Source organism: Micromonospora ferruginea, assembly GCF_013694245.2.
In the GTDB taxonomy this organism is placed as follows: domain Bacteria; phylum Actinomycetota; class Actinomycetes; order Mycobacteriales; family Micromonosporaceae; genus Micromonospora; species Micromonospora robiginosa.
Genome location: NZ_CP059322.2, coordinates 3,369,720 through 3,385,209, shown reverse-complemented (window position 1 = coordinate 3,385,209; position 15,490 = coordinate 3,369,720). Strand labels below are relative to the sequence as shown.

At 72.8% G+C, this 15,490-nt stretch carries 12 protein-coding genes and 1 riboswitch; of the genes, 7 read left to right on the top strand and 5 right to left on the bottom strand.

All coding sequences use genetic code 11. The features are described 5' to 3' along the window. Nucleotides 1-140: 140 nt before the first annotated feature. Nucleotides 141-281, top strand: a riboswitch (cyclic di-AMP (ydaO/yuaA leader). A 205-nt stretch (nucleotides 282-486) separates the two neighbouring features. Further along, on the top strand, nucleotides 487-1,329 hold the full coding sequence (locus H1D33_RS14475; RefSeq protein ID WP_181567569.1) for a C39 family peptidase: 843 nt from the start codon (nucleotides 487-489) through the stop codon (nucleotides 1,327-1,329). Between the two features lie 61 nt (nucleotides 1,330-1,390). Here H1D33_RS14475 and H1D33_RS14470 read toward each other — a convergent pair whose 3' ends face one another. Continuing rightward, nucleotides 1,391-1,939, bottom strand: coding sequence for a hypothetical protein (locus H1D33_RS14470; RefSeq protein WP_181567570.1), 549 nt, complete (start codon nucleotides 1,937-1,939; stop codon nucleotides 1,391-1,393). Nucleotides 1,940-3,084: 1,145 nt separating this feature from the next. On the opposite strand from H1D33_RS14470, the gene H1D33_RS14465 reads away from it, so the two are divergent. After that, nucleotides 3,085-4,035 carry an alpha/beta hydrolase gene (locus tag H1D33_RS14465; RefSeq protein WP_181567571.1) on the top strand — a complete coding sequence of 317 codons (951 nt, stop codon included), beginning with the start codon at nucleotides 3,085-3,087 and terminating at the stop codon, nucleotides 4,033-4,035. Nucleotides 4,036-4,039: 4 nt separating this feature from the next. On the opposite strand, the gene H1D33_RS14460 is transcribed toward H1D33_RS14465, so the two are convergent. The 4 genes from H1D33_RS14460 to H1D33_RS14445 all read right to left on the bottom strand — a co-directional run bounded on the left by H1D33_RS14460 (nucleotide 4,040) and on the right by H1D33_RS14445 (nucleotide 9,040). Next, nucleotides 4,040-5,716 carry a CDP-glycerol glycerophosphotransferase family protein gene (locus tag H1D33_RS14460; protein ID WP_181567572.1) on the bottom strand — a complete coding sequence of 559 codons (1,677 nt, stop codon included), beginning with the start codon at nucleotides 5,714-5,716 and terminating at the stop codon, nucleotides 4,040-4,042. A gap of 17 nt (nucleotides 5,717-5,733) precedes the next feature. Continuing rightward, nucleotides 5,734-7,242 (bottom strand): bifunctional cytidylyltransferase/SDR family oxidoreductase, encoded by a 1,509-nt coding sequence (locus H1D33_RS14455; protein ID WP_181567573.1) that lies wholly within the window; start codon nucleotides 7,240-7,242, stop codon nucleotides 5,734-5,736. Between the two features lie 102 nt (nucleotides 7,243-7,344). Next, entirely contained in the window at nucleotides 7,345-8,145 is an 801-nt protein-coding gene (locus H1D33_RS14450; protein ID WP_181567574.1) for an ABC transporter ATP-binding protein, read from the bottom strand. Next, nucleotides 8,138-9,040 carry an ABC transporter permease gene (locus H1D33_RS14445; RefSeq protein WP_181567575.1) on the bottom strand — a complete coding sequence of 301 codons (903 nt, stop codon included), beginning with the start codon at nucleotides 9,038-9,040 and terminating at the stop codon, nucleotides 8,138-8,140. The genes H1D33_RS14450 and H1D33_RS14445 overlap by 8 nt, the downstream gene beginning before the upstream one ends. 153 nt (nucleotides 9,041-9,193) lie before the next feature. Here H1D33_RS14445 and H1D33_RS14440 point away from each other — a divergent pair, with 153 nt between their 5' ends. The 5 genes from H1D33_RS14440 (at nucleotide 9,194) to H1D33_RS14420 (ending at nucleotide 15,459) form a co-directional block, all read left to right on the top strand. Next, nucleotides 9,194-9,826, top strand: a complete 633-nt coding sequence (locus tag H1D33_RS14440; RefSeq protein ID WP_181567576.1) for a TetR/AcrR family transcriptional regulator — start codon at nucleotides 9,194-9,196, stop codon at nucleotides 9,824-9,826. Nucleotides 9,827-9,956: 130 nt separating this feature from the next. Next, the gene (locus tag H1D33_RS14435) at nucleotides 9,957-11,066 is read left to right on the top strand and encodes a DegT/DnrJ/EryC1/StrS family aminotransferase (RefSeq protein WP_181567577.1); all 1,110 of its coding nucleotides are present in this window, start codon (nucleotides 9,957-9,959) and stop codon (nucleotides 11,064-11,066) included. A 47-nt stretch (nucleotides 11,067-11,113) separates the two neighbouring features. Continuing rightward, nucleotides 11,114-12,142, top strand: coding sequence for a Gfo/Idh/MocA family protein (locus H1D33_RS14430; RefSeq protein WP_181567578.1), 1,029 nt, complete (start codon nucleotides 11,114-11,116; stop codon nucleotides 12,140-12,142). Beyond that, on the top strand, nucleotides 12,139-13,815 hold the full coding sequence (locus tag H1D33_RS14425) for a glycosyl transferase family 1 (RefSeq protein WP_181567579.1): 1,677 nt from the start codon (nucleotides 12,139-12,141) through the stop codon (nucleotides 13,813-13,815). The genes H1D33_RS14430 and H1D33_RS14425 overlap by 4 nt, the downstream gene beginning before the upstream one ends. 36 nt (nucleotides 13,816-13,851) lie before the next feature. Then, on the top strand, nucleotides 13,852-15,459 hold the full coding sequence (locus tag H1D33_RS14420) for a glycosyltransferase family 4 protein (protein WP_181567580.1): 1,608 nt from the start codon (nucleotides 13,852-13,854) through the stop codon (nucleotides 15,457-15,459). Nucleotides 15,460-15,490: the final 31 nt, after the last annotated feature.

Genomic DNA, 15,490 nt, shown 5'->3' with positions numbered 1-15,490 from the left:
CATTGAGGGGCATCGGTGACCGGCTGCACCGAATCCGTAGTCGCCCCGCACGTTTCCGCAGGTGGCGGCGCTTGGCAGGGCGTTTACCCGCCGGTAGTGTCGGCGCGTCCGGTGCGGTTGACGGTCGCAGATGGCGACGCCGTGCCGACCCGCCTAATCGTGCACACACGAACCGGGGACCCACAGCAACACCGGGGTGAATCCGCGCGCCACGGCCGCGGTAGGGCGTACTTCCCGCCCGAATCCGTCAGCTAACCCGGTCGGCGGCCACGGAAGGAGTTCCGCCTCGTGCCCTCCACCCCCCGATCGTCCCCCGCCTCCACGGCCACCGGGTACCGGCGCTCGCCTGACCGGCGACACGTCCCCCGACCCCTGATCGCCCGGCAGCCCGGGCGTCGCTTCCGCGGCCCTGCCGCCCGCCAGCGCGTGTGAGTTCCTCCGCGCGCCGGGCCGGCGCGTGCCGCTCACCCCCGTGGAGGAACCACCGTGAAGCACCACCTGAAGCGTCAACTGCGGCGTCTCGCCACCGAGCGCCCGTACCAGATCATCGCCGGCTCGGCAGCGGCCCTCGTGCTCGCGAGCGGCACCGGCGCCGCCCTCGCCGCCACCGACGACGCCCCGGTCCGCCAGGAGAACACCGCCTCGGTGGCCGACCTCGGCGCCCGGCTCGGCGACACCGCCAGCCGCAGCGAGGCCCGGATCGCCGTCCCGGCCCCGAGCACGTCGCCCAGCGCCACGCCCAGCGCGTCGCCCCGGCCCAGCGCCTCGGCCTCGGCGAAGGCTGCCGACCCGGACACCACCCGCACGGCCAAGCCGAAGCCGCCGTCGAGCCGGACGCTCGACTACGACTACCAGGCGCAGACCACCTACTACTACTGCGGTCCGGCCGCCGTGCGCAACGCGCTCAGCGCCAACGGCATCGAGCGCAGCCAGGACACCCTGGCCGTCGCCCTCGGCACCACCGAGATGGGCACCAACTCCGCCGAGGACACCACCCGCGTCCTCAACCAGCAGGTCAAGGGCAACCCGTACCGGACCCGCATGATCCCGGGCTCGGCCACCCGAGCGCAGATCGACCAGCTCCAGGCCGACGTCGTACGGGCCGTCAGCAACGGCCGGGCCGTCGTCTCGAACATCGTCGGCGACGCCACCGACACCAACGGCGGCTGGCACTCGTTCCCGGGCGGCCACTACATCGCCGTGGTCGGCTACAAGAACGACGGCCGGACCGTGCGGATCGCCGACTCGGCCGACCCGTCGCTGCCGTCGTACTGGGTCAGCACGATCGACCTGGCGAACTGGATGGCCACGCGCGGTTACTCCGCCTGACCTCTTTCTTCGGTACGCGTGAAGGCCGGCACCCGTTTCGGGGTGCCGGCCTTCTTCGCGCTTACTTGGTCCAGTGCTGGGCGACGAGGTCGGTGGCCTGCTTCTCCCACTGCGCGTAGGCGTCCGGGTAGGCGGAGACCTGCACGGTCTGCGCGGCGTCGGTCAGGGGCATGTCCTGCCAGCCGTCGACCTGCTTCAGCCCCTTCAGGAAGGCCAGGGTGGAGTGCTCGGGGTCGGTGATCTCCTCCGGCGTACCCCAACCACTGGAGGGGCGCTGCTGGAACAGGCCCAGCGAGTCATGGTCGTTGCGGTCGCCGAGGTGGCCGAGGTTCTCCAGCTTCGACTCCTGCAGGCTGGTCGCGATCGAGATGACCGCGGCCCGCTCGGGCAGGCCGGCCTTCTTCGTCGCGGCGATGATCGCCTTGGCGTTGGCGGTCTGCTCGTCGTTGAGGGTGATGGTGGACTGCTCGCCCTGCACGGTGGCCGTCACCGGCTTGGCGGCGGCGTGCGCGGGGGTGTCGGCGTGGGCGGCGATCGGGCCGGCGAACACGCCACCGGTGAAGGCCAGACCAGCGATACCGAGGATGCTCTTGCGCAGGATCGTGTTCATGGTGGGCTCCATTCGGGGGTCAACACACCCTCGCGGGGGACGGGGGTGCGGGCACCGTCAGGCGCTCGAAAAGGTCAGGGGGTTTCCGGCGTGGGCGCGGAGCGCGGGGCTCGTCGCGGGGGCCGGGAGTGTGTGTAACGACCGGCCGGCCACCACCATTCCCGGGGACCGTCACCATCGTGGGGCGAAGGCTGCGGGTCAGTCGGCTGGCCCGATAGATGCGGGCCGGCTGACCCCCGGGGATCCAGGGCTGGCGGCGCGGGGACGCTCACCTGGCTCGGGTCGTTCGCCCGGTTGCCCGGCTCGGGGCATTCACCCGGTCGCTCGACTCGGGGCGTTACCCGGTCGCTTGGCTCGGGGTCGTTCACCCGGTCGCCTGGCTCGGTCGTTCACCCGGTTACAACGCCCCGCACCCCGCCCCGATTCCGCCGCCAGAGTGCCACCCACCACCCCGAACCGGACACCCCACCCACCCGACACACCCAGTCAGATCCCACCGCAGTGCCACCCGCCACCCGCCCCACCCGACGCGCAACCGGAACACCATGCCTTATCCGGCCAGCCCAGACACCCGTGACGTTCCACCCAACAGCCCCACCGAGAGCGTCACTGGAGCACCATGGGTGCCTCAAACTCCCGTAGACACCCATGACGTTCCACTCACCGTCCCATCGGAGCGCGACTGGAACGCCACGGGTGTCTCAGGCCCGCACGGACAGCCTTGGCGTTCCACCCGCCGGCCCAGCGGAGCACCACTGGAACACCGTGGAGGTCTCACGCCCTCGCAGACGGCCACGGTGTTCCACCCACCCGCCCACCGAAGGCCACCGGCACACCATGGGCACCCATCGCGTTCCACCCGCTTCGCCATGCGCACATCGAAGCCCCGCAGGCTCCCACAACACCCGCCAACCGACCCACCGAAACGCCTCGGGCGCCTGACCGCCCCCGCACCCACTCACCACATCCCCTCCCGCCGAGCGGCTCGTCACGAGCCCGCCGACAACCAGCGGCGATCTTGCAGTTTCGGCCCGGTCATAACCGGATGAATCCGGCGTCAGAGGGGCCGAAAGTGCAAGATCGACGGGGAGGGGGAGCGGGGCGGGTCTCGCGCGGCGTGTTCGTGCGGTGGCAGACTGCGGCGTATGGGCGATACGACGGTGACCCGTCACCTGGTGCTCCTGCACGGGATGGGCGCCACCGGCGAGGTGTGGCTGCCGTGGGCGCCGCTGCTGGAACGCCGCTGGCTCGCTCCCGACCTGGCCGGGCACGGCTGGTCACCGCCGCTGCCCGAATACTCCTTCGCGGCGCTGGCGCAGCGGGCCGCGGAGGGCCTCGGGTCGGTCCGGTTGGGGCCGAACGATCGGCTGGTGCTGCTCGGGCACTCGCTCGGTGGCGTGGTGGCGCTGGCGCTGGCCGCCCGGCAACGGCACCTACCCGTCGACGCCGTGGTCGGGCTCGGCATCAAGGTGGCCTGGTCGGCGGCCGAGCTGGCGAAGGCGGACGAGTTGGCCGCCCGGCCGGTGACCTGGTTCGCCACCCGGGACGAGGCGGCCCGTCGCTATCTGCGGGTCTCCGGGCTCGCCGGGCTGTTCGCCCCGGACCATCCGGTGGTCGACGCCGGCCTGCGCCGGGAGAACAGCCCCGGCCGACGGGGTGGCGACCAGCGTGGGGACGGCCGTCGGCCAGCGGCCACGACCGGCGACCAGCGTGGGGACGGCCGCCGACCACCGGCCACGACCGGCGGGCAGCGTGGGGACGGCCGCCGGCCGTCGGCTCCGATCGGTGACCGGTGGGGTGACGGTCGTTGGCCGCTCGCCACGGAGGTGACCACGACGGGAGACCAGCGGGGGGACGGTCGGTGGCGGCTGGCCATGGATCCGGCCGCCTTCGCGGTGGGGGAGCCGAGGCTGCCCGCCCTGCTGTCCGCCGTCGACGTGCCGGTGCTGCTGGCCCGTGGCGAGCTGGACCCGATGGTGAGCGACGCGCAGCTCAAGGAGTTGGGCGTGCCGGTGGCCACCCTGCCCGGGCTGGGTCACAACGCGCACGTCGAGGACCCGGCCGCGGTGCTCGCGCTGCTCGACGCGTACCTGTGAAGGGTCAGACGACCGCGCGCGGCGTCGGCACGGCGAGGTCCGGTTCCAGCTCCCGCCGGGCCGCGGCGAGGAACGCCTCGGCGTAGCTGTCGGCGGGGAAGTCACCCAGGTAGCGGCTGCGCGCCGCCCACCGTTCGGCGACCTTCGGGTCGGTGTCGAGCAGCGCGGTGAGCACCTCGTCCACGTTGGACATGTCCCGGCGCAGCACGTAGCCGCTGGCCGCGAGCGGGAACCGCGCGACGAAGTGCGGGCCGTCCGCGCCGGTGTCGGTGACCGCGTACGGCTTGCCGGAGTAGAGCCAGTCGGAGATGACGCCGGAGACGTCGGAGACCAGCGCGTCGGCGCGGTTGACGCACTCGGTCAGCGTCAGCTCCCGGGCCGCCGCCGCGCCCCACAGGTGCGGCCGGCCGGTCTTCGCCCGGTCGGCGGCGAGCAGTTCGGTGAGCCGGGCGAGTTGCCGGGCCGACGCCGGGTTGCGGTCGGTGTAGGGGTGGGCGCGCAGGATCACCGCCGCTCCCCGGTCGATCAGTCGGCGGATCAGCGTCTCGGCCACCGGCAGCGAGCAGTAGTTGGCGTCGGCGTGGTGCCCGGTCCAGGTCGGCGTGTAGAGCACGGTCGGGTGGGCCGACGCGGGCGCCGGCTCCCGGCGTACCTCGATGGCCTCGACCTGGGGGCGACCGACCACGACGAACTTCTCGGCGGGGATCTCCACGCCGGCGCGCGCGTAGCGGTCGATCGCCGCCGGTCCGGCCACGAAGATCTTGTCGAAGATGGCGGACACCGGGTTGGCGCTGGGCGCCTTGTCGCTGTCGCCGTGGTGCAACTGCACGTGGGTGAGCTGGTGGAACCGGATCACGTGGGCGTTCTTCGCGCCGTGGTTGACGTAGAAGGCGGCGCGCAGGCTGGGCACCAGGGCCTCGTCGAGCGCCTTCAGCGTCGGGCAGAGGACCACCGGCGCGCGGGTCGCGGCGGCCACCGTGGACAGGAACTCCGGCTCGCGCAGCACCACCAGGAACGGCCGGCCGATCCGCTCCAGGTAGGGCAGCCACATCGTGACCTGGTACTCCGAGCCGGGCGGGGCGGAGAAGTGCAGCACGAACTCGGGCTGGTGCCGGCGCAACGCCCGGCCGATCGGACCGCCACCGGCCGGCGGGCGGAACCGGCGCCGGGCCAGGTCGAGCGCGACCGCGGCGCAGCCGGCGCCGACGAGCAGCGTGGCGGCCAGCGGCAACCAGGCCGGCAGGGTGAGCGCGGCGGCGAGCGCCACCAGGGCGAGCAGCACCAGCACGGCGTCACCGAGCCGGGCGGCGACCGGCGGGGCCCAGGACCGGACCGGCAGGTTGGCCGCCCGGATCTCCAGCGCGCCGGCCTGGCGCAGCGGGCCCACCAGCAGCACCAGACCGAGCAGGACCAGGGCGGTGGCGGCCAGCGCCGGGTCGAAGCCGTCGTCGGCCCGGCGGGCGTAGCCGACCAGGATCCCGGCGGCCACCAGCACCGTCTCGACGAGACCGTCGGCGCTGGGCCGGACCCGGCGTTCCCAGGCGGTGGCGGCCAGCGCGGCGACCGCCAGGGCGAGGCCGGCGGCGGTGGCGCCGGTCAGCGCCACGACGAGGAAGGCCAGCACCGCCAGCCCGCTCGCCAGCACCCGGGCGATCAGCTTCCGGACCAGGTCACCACGCATCTGGCTCGTCCCGTCGATCAGGCGTGCACGTCGGCGGACAGCGATTCCGCGGCGTCCGCGCCGGGCTGGGCGGGCACCGCGGCCACCGGCTCCCCGGGCGCCCGGCGGACGTCGACCACCTGGCCGGTCAGCTCGGAGATGAGCACGTCCAGGGAGGCCTGGGCGACCGCCTCGGAGGCGAGCAGCGTGTGCTCCGGCTCCTCGCCGAACGCCTTGGTGCGCATCGGGGTGGCGGTGCGCTCCGGGTTGACGCAGTTGACCCGTACGCCGAACTCCGCCCACTCGTCGGCGAGCGCCTGGGTCAGGTTGACCAGCGCGGCCTTGGTGGCCGAGTAGAGCGCGTAGCGCGCCCGGCCCCGGGTGTAGGAGCTGGACGTGTAGAGCAGCAACTGGCCCTTGGTCTGCTGCAGGTAGGGCAGCGACTGCCGGGCGATGGTGACCGGGCCGACGAAGTTGACGTGCAGGAGCCGGTCCATCGTCTCGTCGTCCATCTCGGCGAGCGCGCCCTTCTCCAGGATCCCGGCGGTGACCACCACGTGGTCGATCCGGCCGGTCGCCTCGAACGCGGTCTTCAGCGCGGCGGCCACGTCCTCGGCGCGCTCGACGTGCGTGCCGGTGGTGGAGCGGCTGAACGGGAAGACCTGGGCGCCGTAGCGGCGGGCCAGCTCGGTGAGGTCGTGACCGATGCCGTAGCTGCCGCCGAACACCACGATGGTCCGCCCGGTCAGTTCCTCGGCGTAGCCGCGGTGGGTCAGCCGGGGCGCCTGGGCGGCGGCGAGCTGGAACAGCTTGTCGGCCAGGTGCACGTCGACCGGGTGGGTGACCTTGATGTTCTCGTCCGAGCCGTCGATCACCTTGATCGGCGTGCCGGGCAGGTAGCGCAGCACCACGCCGCAGTCGTCGGTGGCGGCGAAGTCGCTGTCGCCCTCGGCCCGCCGGTACGCCTCCCGGATGGTGCCGGAGCGGAACGCCTGCGGGGTCTGGCCGCGGCGCAGGCGGGACCGGACCGGGATGTCGGTGATGCAGTCGTCCGCGTCGACCTGGACGATCGTGTCGGCCGACGGGATGGCCACGTCGACCGCGGAGTAGCTCCAGAGCGCGTTCACGCACTCGCGCACGATCCGGGCGCTGACCAGCGGGCGGACCGCGTCGTGGAAGAGGATGTTGACGTCGCCCTCGCCGACCGCGTCGAGCGCGATGCGGGTGGTGTCGTTGCGGGTGTCGCCGCCCTCGATCACCTTGGTGACCTTGCGGAAGCCGGCGCCGGCGACGATCCGCTCGGCGTCGGGCACGTGGCCGGTGGCCATCAGCACGATGATCTCGTCGATCTCCGGCGCGGCCTCGAAGACGGCGAGCGTGTGCTCGATGATCGGCTTGCCGGCGATCTTCAGCAGTTGCTTCGGGATGCCCAGGCCCAGTCGGGTCCCGGTGCCTCCGGCGAGGATCACGGCCACCGTACGCGTGGGCCGCCAGGGTGCCGGGTTCGCCGGCGCGGCGTCCGGTGCGGTGGTGTGGTCCTGCGTCATTGCCGTACCTCACTCTGGGTGAAGGGGATGGGTCCGGAAACCTTAACGCGTACGGCGGAGCGCACCGCCCGGACGGATCCCGGGTCGGTGCGCTCCGGCCGGCTACTTCTGGTTCTCGTAGGCGTCGCAGACCTCCTGGGTGGGGCCGTCCATCCGCAGGACGCCGCTCTCCAGCCAGATGGTCCGCTCGCAGGTGTCCCGGATCGAGCCGATCGAGTGGCTGACCAGGAAGACGGTGCCGGCGCTGTCGCGCAGCTCCCGGACCCGCTCCTCGCTGCGGACCCGGAACTTCCGGTCGCCGGTGGCCAGCGCCTCGTCGATGAGCAGCACGTCGTGCTTCTTCGCCGACGAGATGGCGAAGCGCAGCCGGGCGCCCATGCCGGAGGAGTAGGTGCGCATCGGCAGCGAGGCGAAGTCGCCGCGCTCGTTGATCCCGGAGAACTCGATGATCTCCGGGGCGATGCGCTTGACCTCCTCCGGCGCCATGCCCATGGCCAGGCAGCCGAGCACCACGTTCCGCTCGCCGGAGAGGTCGTTGAGCAGCGCGGCGTTCACGCCGAGCAGGGACGGCTGCCCCTGGGTGTAGACCGCGCCCCGGGCCGGCGGGAGCAGGCCGGCGATGGCCCGCAGCAGGGTCGACTTGCCGGAGCCGTTGCTGCCGATCAGGCCGATGGCCTCACCCTCGTACGCGGTGAAGCTCACCCCCTTGACGGCGTGCACCTCGCGGATGTTCGGCGCCTTGGTGCGGGAGACGATCCGCTTGAGCGCGGAGACCGGGGTGGTGCCGCCGGCGGCGCCCTTGTGGATCCGGTAGATCACGTGCACGTCGTCCACCACCACGGTGGGGACGCGGCCCGAGTCGATCACCGGGCCGGCGTTCACCGGCAGGGTCTGCTCAGCCACGGCCGTACTCCTTCTCTCCGCGCCAGAAGTAGACGAACCCGCCGACGCCCATGACGATCGCCCAGAACACGCCGAGCGCCCAGAGCTTCATCGGGGAGCTGACCATGTTGGGCTGGTGCGAGTCGAGCAGCGCGTAGCGGGCCAGCTCGATGAAGACCAGCGGCGGGTTCCACTCCAGGATGCTCGCCGCCCAGGACGGCAGGTGCTCGCGCAGCAGGGCCACCGGGTAGAGCACGCCGGAGGCGTACAGCCAGGTGCGCATCACGAACGGCATGATCTGCTTGAGGTCGGCGACCTTGGAGCCGAGCCGGGCCATGACCATGCTCAACCCGACGTTGAAGATCGTCTGGAGCAGCAGCATCGGCGGCAGCAGCAGCCAGCGGAAGGTGACCGGCTCGCCGGTGAACAGCACGATGGCGGCCAGCACCACCATCGACATGAGCAACTGCTGGAGCTGCACCAGGGTGACCGTGATCGGCAGCGCGGCGCGCGGGAACTGCAGCGCCCGGATCAGGCCCAGGTTGCCGGTGATCGCGCTGGTGCCGTTCGTGGCCGCGGTCTGGGTGAAGATGAAGATGAACACACCGGTGCAGAGGTACGCAATGAAGTTGTTCACGTTCCGGTGCTGGGCCAGGATCAGGCCGAAGATCAGGAAGTAGACCGCCGCGTTGGTGAGCGGGGTCAGCACCTGCCAGAGCTGGCCGAGCTGGGTGTTGCTCAGCGACGAGGCGACCTTCGCCCGCGAGTACGCGGTCATGAAGTGCCGGTACGCCCAGAGCCGGCGGGCGTACTCGCCCAGTGGCGGTCGTTCGCCGGCGACCCGCAGCCCGTACCGCCCGGCCAGTTGGGCCCGGGTCAGTCCGGATTCGGGGTCGGCCACCGCGGTGTTGGCCATGGTGAGGCGCTCCGATCTTTCGTGCCGATGGGGAGCAGTGCGGTGAAGACATCCAGCGTGGCCGGGCGGGAGGAGCCGCCTCGCTGCTGCATGGAAGGTAGTCCACCGAACGTCGGGACGCAACCGTACCGTCGTTGCGCTACATTGTCCCATGTGACGACCGAGAAGAGGCGTGCCCCGGCCGGCGCGGCGGTGCTGCGCGGCGAGATCACCAGCGCCATCCGCACCGCCGTGATGCAGGAGTTGGCCCAGGTCGGCTACGGTCGCCTCTCGATCGAGGCGGTGGCCCGGCGGGCCGGTGTGAGCAAGACCGCGATCTACCGGCGCTGGCGATCCAAGCTCGACCTGGTGCTGGACATGGTCTCCGCGGTGGCCGGGCGGAACATCCCGCTGCTGGACACCGGCAGCCTGCTGGGCGACCTGGAGATCCTGCTGCACGTGATGGCGCGTGCGCTGCGTCACCGGCTGGCCGCGCAGATCATCCCGGACCTGCTGGCCGAGGCGGCGCGCAACCCGCAGATCGCCGAGAAGCTCCAGACCGCGCTGGACGACTACCAGCAGGCCGTCGGCCGGATCCTGATCGGCCGGGCGGTGGAGCGGGGCGAGTTGTCCCCGCACACCGACCGGCGGGCCGCGGTCGACCTGATCGTCGGTCCGGTCTACTGGCGGATGGCGATCTCGCGGGCCCCGCTGGAGCCGACCGAGGTGCCCCGCATGGCCGCCGCGATCGTCGCGGCGCTGCGGGTAGCATGCTTGGAGCCTGCCCGCGACGAGGTGGAAGTATGACTCACTCGTCGATCATGAACAGCGCGAAACATCCGGTCGGACACTGAGCGCGAACGCAGCGTTTTCCGTCCAGACCGCTACCATCCCCCCGAACGTCCCCCACAGTCACGCGTCGACAGGAGGAAGCCCCATGGTCGGGCCGCATCCAGAGTTCATTCCCCCAGCACGACCGATCATCGGCGAGGCCGAGATCGAGGCGGCTGTCCGGGTGCTGCGGAGCGGCCGGGTCGTGCAGGGCCCGGAGGTCGCGGCGTTCGAGGAGGAGTTCGGTGACCTGGTCGCCGGGCGGCACTGCGTCGCCGTCAACTCCGGCACCTCGGCGCTCCAGCTCACCCTGATGGCGCTCGGGTTCGGCCCGGGCGACGAGGTCATCGTCCCCTCGTTCTCGTTCGCCGCCAGCGGCAACGCGGTCCGGCTGGTCGGCGCCGAGCCGGTCTTCGTGGACATCGAGCCGGGCAGCTTCTGCGTCGACCCGGAGGCGGTCGCCGCCGCGATCACGCCGAAGACCGTCGGCATCATGCCAGTGCACCTCTACGGCCACCCCGCCGCGATGGACCGGATCATGGAGATCGCGCAGCAGCACGGCCTGGCCGTCGTCGAGGACGCCGCCCAGGCGCACGGCGCCGAGCTGAACGGCACCCCGGTCGGCGCCTTCGGCACCGCCGGCTGCTTCAGCTTCTACCCGACCAAGAACATGCACTCCCTCGAGGGCGGCATGATCACCACCGCCGACGCCGAGCTCGCCCGCACCCTGCGGCTGCTGCGCAACCAGGGCATGGAGCAGCGGTACGCCAACGAGATCGTCGGCGCCAACATGCGGATGACCGACGTGGCCGCCGCGATCGGCCGGGTGCAGCTCACCCAGCTCGGCGACTGGACCGAGCAGCGCCGGGCCAACGCCAAGTTCCTCGACTCCGCCATCACCGGCATGGTCACCCCGCCGGTCGCCGACGGCGCGAAGCACGTCTACCACCAGTACACGGTGCGGGTGACCGGCGACCGGGACGCCGCCCAGGCCCGCCTCACCGAGCTGGGCATCGGCAACGCGGTCTACTACCCGACCCCGATCCACCGGCTCAAGCCCTACCTGAACGCCGACGGCCAGCCCGGCCCGTGGGAGCTGCCGGAGACCGAGCGTGCCGCCGCCGAGGTGGTCTCGCTGCCGGTGCACCCGTCGCTGAGCCAGGCCGAGCTGGAGCGGATCGCCGAGGGCGCGAACCTGGCCGGGGGTGCCAAATGACTCAGTCGGATGTGCGGGCCCCGCAGCCGCGGACGAAGGAGAGTTCAGTGAGCGCGGGACGCAAGCTGCGGGCGGGCCTGATCGGCCTCGGCGCGATGGGGCGCAACCACGCGCGGGTGCTGTCGAACCTGGACGGTGTCGAGCTGGTCGGCGTCGTCGACCCGGCCGGCGACGTCACCGGCTCGCTGCGCGCGCCGGTCGTCAATGAGGTGAGCGACCTCATCGCCCTCGGCGTCGACTACGCGGTGGTCGCCTGCCCGACCGCGCTGCACGAGCCGGTCGGCCTGGAGCTGGCCGCCAACGGCGTCTGCGCGCTGATCGAGAAGCCGCTGGCCCAGTCCGTCGAGGCCGCCACGAAGCTGGTCGAGGCGTTCGAGAGCGCCGGCCTGGTGGCCGGCGTCGGTCACATCGAGCGCTACAACCCGGCCTTGCAGAGCCTGCGGACCCGGCTTGAGGGCGGCGAACTGGGCGAGGTCTTCCAGGTCGTCACCCGTCGGCAGGGGCCGTTCCCGCGCCGCATCGCCGACGTCGGCGTGGTGATGGACCTGGCCACCCACGACATCGACCTGACCGCCTGGGTGACCGGGCAGGAATACACCTCGGTCTCCGCCCGCACGGTCTCCCGCAGCGGCCGGCTGCACGAGGACATGGTCGCCGTGGTCGGCACGCTCGCCGACGGCACCATGGTCAACCACCTGGTCAACTGGCTGAGCCCGCTCAAGGAGCGGTCCACCGTGGTCACCGGCGACAAGGGCTGCTTCGTCGCCGACACGCTCACCGCGGACCTCACCTTCTACGCCAACGCCGCCATCGACACCGAGTGGGAGGCGCTGCGCGCGTTCCGCGGGGTCGCCGAGGGCGACATGGTCCGGTACGCCATCCCGAAGCGGGAGCCGCTGCTGGTCGAGCACGAGCGCTTCCGCGACGCGGTGGAGGGCAAGCAGAGCGACATCGTCACCCTGCGGCAGGGCCTGCGTACCGTGCAGGTCGCGGCGGCGCTGCTGGAGTCCGCCGCCGACGGCAAGGTCGTGTCGGTCGTGCCGGGCGGCAGCGGCGCGGAGCCGGCACTGCGATGAGCCCGGCGCCGGTGCGGCGGACGGTCTCGGCGGTGGGGCGGCGGATTCCCCGGCGGTGGCGCATCGCGCTCCGCCGGGCCGCCGCCGGCGCCCCGCCCTTCCAGACCCCTTCGGTACGCGAGCTCTGCGAGCTGCCCACCGGCACGCCGCTCCTGGTGCACGCCGGCGGGATCGTGGCCGACCGGGCGCTGGACGGGGTGGTCCGCACCCTGGCCCGGCTGCACGACGTCCACCTGGCGCTGGTCTGCGCCGAGGCGGAGTGGACGGCGGCGGCGGACCTGGTCGGCCGGGCCGGCAAGGCCCGCCGCCGGATCCACCTGGTGCCGCGCCCGCGCGCGGTGACCGCCGCGTTCCTCCGCTCGGCGGACGTGGCCGTGTTCGGTTTCGCGCCGGACGCCGGCCTGGCGCTGCTCGACACCTACCTCGCCGCCGGGCTGCGGGTCGTCGCGGCGGACAGCCGGGTGGTCCGCGAGCACCTGGCCCGGCACGGGACCGGCGACCTCTTCGCCCCCGGGTCGCTGCCCTCCTTCGCGAAGGCGGTGGATCGGGCCCGGAGCGGCGACGGGACACCCGCACCTGGCGAGCCGGCGGTCGCGCCGGTCGAGGCCGGCACCCCGGGTGCCTGGCGGGCGCTCGGCGTCGGTCCGGTCCGGTTGGGAATGGGCACCGCCAACTTCGCCGGGCAGCTCTCCGCGCTCGCGGTGGCGATCACCGCCGCGCGGTCGGACGTCGGCGTCGAGCTGGTGATGGCGAAGCCGCCGGAGACCTACCGCTACCCGGCCGACCGCTACCTCAACTATCCGGGCGAGCACCGGCTGGACGTGCAGGTGGAGCAGGCCGGCCGGGTGCTCGGCTGGTACACGCACCTGATCGTGGACGCGTTCCGCCCGGTGCTCGGCCGGGCCAACGGCGACGACATCGCCGCGGACCTGCCCGCGCTGCGCCGGGCCCGCCTCAAGGTCGCGCTGCTGGCGCACGGCAGCGAGATCCGCCATCCGGGCGCCCACCTGGAACGGCACGCCGAGTCGGCGTTCCGGGACGCGCCGGAGGAGCTGCGCGAGCGGCTCACCACGGTGGCCGAGCGCAACCGGCGCACCGCCGAGGAGAGCGGCCTGCCGTTCTTCGTGACCACCCCCGACCTGCTGGACGACGTGCCGTTCGCCACCTGGGCGCCGCTGATCGTCGACGTGGACGGCTGGGCCTGCGACCGCCCGGTGCTGGAACGCGCCCGGCCGGTGGTGCTGCACGCGCCGTCGAAGCGGTGGACCAAGGGCACCGACCGGCTCCTGCCCCCGTTGCAGGCGCTGCACGACCGGCGGATCATCGAGCTGCGCCTGGTGGAGGGGCTGCCGCACCACGAGATGCGGCGCCTGGTGCAGGACTGCGACATCGTGGTCGACCAGCTCGTGATGGGCAGCTACGGCACCTTCTCCTGCGAGGGGATGGCCGCCGGCAAGGTCGTGGTGGCCTACCTCAGCGAGGGCCCGCACCGGGCCGCCGGCGTCCGGCCGCCGATCGCCAACGCCACACCCGACACCCTGGTCAAGACGATCGAGTCGCTGCTCGACGACCGGCCCGCCGCAGCCGCCCTCGCCGCGGAAGGCGCGCGTTACGTCCGCGAGCACCACGACGGGCGACGGACCGCCGCGGCCTTCGACACCTTCCTCCGGTAACCCCGCCCCACCCCTGTCGACGAGGAGAAGCACCCGATGCAAGCAGGCGCGAACAGCGATGCCCGACCGACCCGGGGACGGGTGGTGATGCTGGTCGACAACGGGGTCCACGGTGACTCCCGGGTGCAGAAGGCCGCCCGGTCCGCGGCGGACGCCGGCTGGGAGGTCTTCCTGCTGGGCATCCGCAACGCCCGCTCCGAGGTGGACACGTGGCGGATCGGCGGGGCGGAGGTGCGACTGCTGCGCGTGCCCAAGCCGCTGCACCGGCTGCCCCGGGAGTACCGCCGGTCGCTGCGCCGGCCGCTGGCGTACGCGTCGACCACCCGGGCCGCCTACCGGGTCCAGGAGATCAAGGCGTGGCAGGCCGACCTCTACGAGCGTCGGGTCCGCGCCCAGGCGGGGGACGGCGGGCTTCCCGCCACCGTGGCACGGGCGGTCCAGCTACCGTCGCGGGCCGCCGCCACGGCGCTGGCCCGGTGGGTGCGGTTCCGCAACGGGGAGACCCACCGGCTGCGCAAGGCCCAGCTCGACCCGGAGGCGCCGCTCAGCCGGCTGCCCATCCGGTTCTGGCAGGGCGTGCTGGGCAACCGCTCCTGGCGTCGGCTGGACCCCGGCCTGTGGGACTTCGAGCTGGCGTTCCGGACCGCGCTCGACGAGCTGAAGCCGGACATCATCCACGCCAACGACTTCCGGATGCTCGGCATCGGGGCGCGGGCGACGCTGCGGGCCCGGGCCGCCGGCCGGCACACCAAGCTGGTCTGGGACGCGCACGAGTTCGTCGGCGGCATCACCGGCCGGGCCGACAACCCGCGCTGGCTGCCGGCCCAGATCGCCTACACCGCCGAGTACGCCGCCTACCCGGACGCGGTGGTCACGGTCTCCGACACGCTCGCCGACCTGCTCCAGGAGACCCACGCCCTGCCCGAGCGGCCGGCCGTGGTGCTCAACGCGCCGATGGCGCCGCCGGCCGAGGCCGCCGGCGAGGTGCCGGACCTGCGGGCGCTGTGCGGCGTGGACGACCGGACCCCGGTGCTCGTCTACTCCGGCGCGGTGAACCCGAGCCGGGGCTGCCAGATCATGGTGGAGTCGCTGCCGGAACTGCCCGACGTGCACGTCGCGTTCGTGACGATGAACCCGAACGGCGACAACACGTTCTCCGAGCGGCTGCGGGAGCGGGCCGTCGAGCTGGGCGTCGCGGACCGCGTGCACCTGCTGCCGTACGTGGCGCACTGGCAGGTGGTGCCGTTCCTGTCCGGCGCGGACGCCGGGGTCATCCCGATCCACCACAAGCCCAACCACGAGCTGGCGCTGATCACGAAGTTCCTGGAATATTCGCACGCCCGCCTGCCCATCGTGGTCAGCGACGTGAAGACCATGGCGCAGACCGCGCGGGCCACCGGTCAGGGCGAGGTGTTCACCGCCGAGGACCTCGCCGACTACGCCCGGGCCGTGCGCGCCGTCCTCGCCGACCCGGAGCGCTACCGGGCCGCCTACGACAAGCCGGGCCTGCTGGAGGCCTGGACGTGGGAGGCCCAGGCCCGGATCCTCGACGAGGTCTACACCTCGCTGCGGGGCGGCGGGGCGCGCCCGCCCGTGGCCCGGCGACCCGAGGACGAGCAGGAGCTCGCGGGCACCTCGCGCTGACCCGCCCGAACGAGTTCGGCCGGCTCCCCCG

Bases quoted from the DNA above. Each gene is read 5' to 3' on its own strand.
- H1D33_RS14455 (WP_181567573.1), bottom strand. From the start codon at position 7,242: ATGACGCAGGACCACACCACCGCACCGGACGCCGCGCCGGCGAACCCG.
- H1D33_RS14435 (WP_181567577.1), top strand. From the start codon at position 9,957: ATGGTCGGGCCGCATCCAGAGTTCATTCCCCCAGCACGACCGATCATC.
- H1D33_RS14445 (WP_181567575.1), bottom strand. From the start codon at position 9,040: ATGGCCAACACCGCGGTGGCCGACCCCGAATCCGGACTGACCCGGGCC.
- H1D33_RS14465 (WP_181567571.1), top strand. From the start codon at position 3,085: ATGGGCGATACGACGGTGACCCGTCACCTGGTGCTCCTGCACGGGATG.
- H1D33_RS14460 (WP_181567572.1), bottom strand. From the start codon at position 5,716: ATGCGTGGTGACCTGGTCCGGAAGCTGATCGCCCGGGTGCTGGCGAGC.
- H1D33_RS14425 (WP_181567579.1), top strand. From the start codon at position 12,139: ATGAGCCCGGCGCCGGTGCGGCGGACGGTCTCGGCGGTGGGGCGGCGG.
- H1D33_RS14470 (WP_181567570.1), bottom strand. From the start codon at position 1,939: ATGAACACGATCCTGCGCAAGAGCATCCTCGGTATCGCTGGTCTGGCC.
- H1D33_RS14420 (WP_181567580.1), top strand. From the start codon at position 13,852: ATGCAAGCAGGCGCGAACAGCGATGCCCGACCGACCCGGGGACGGGTG.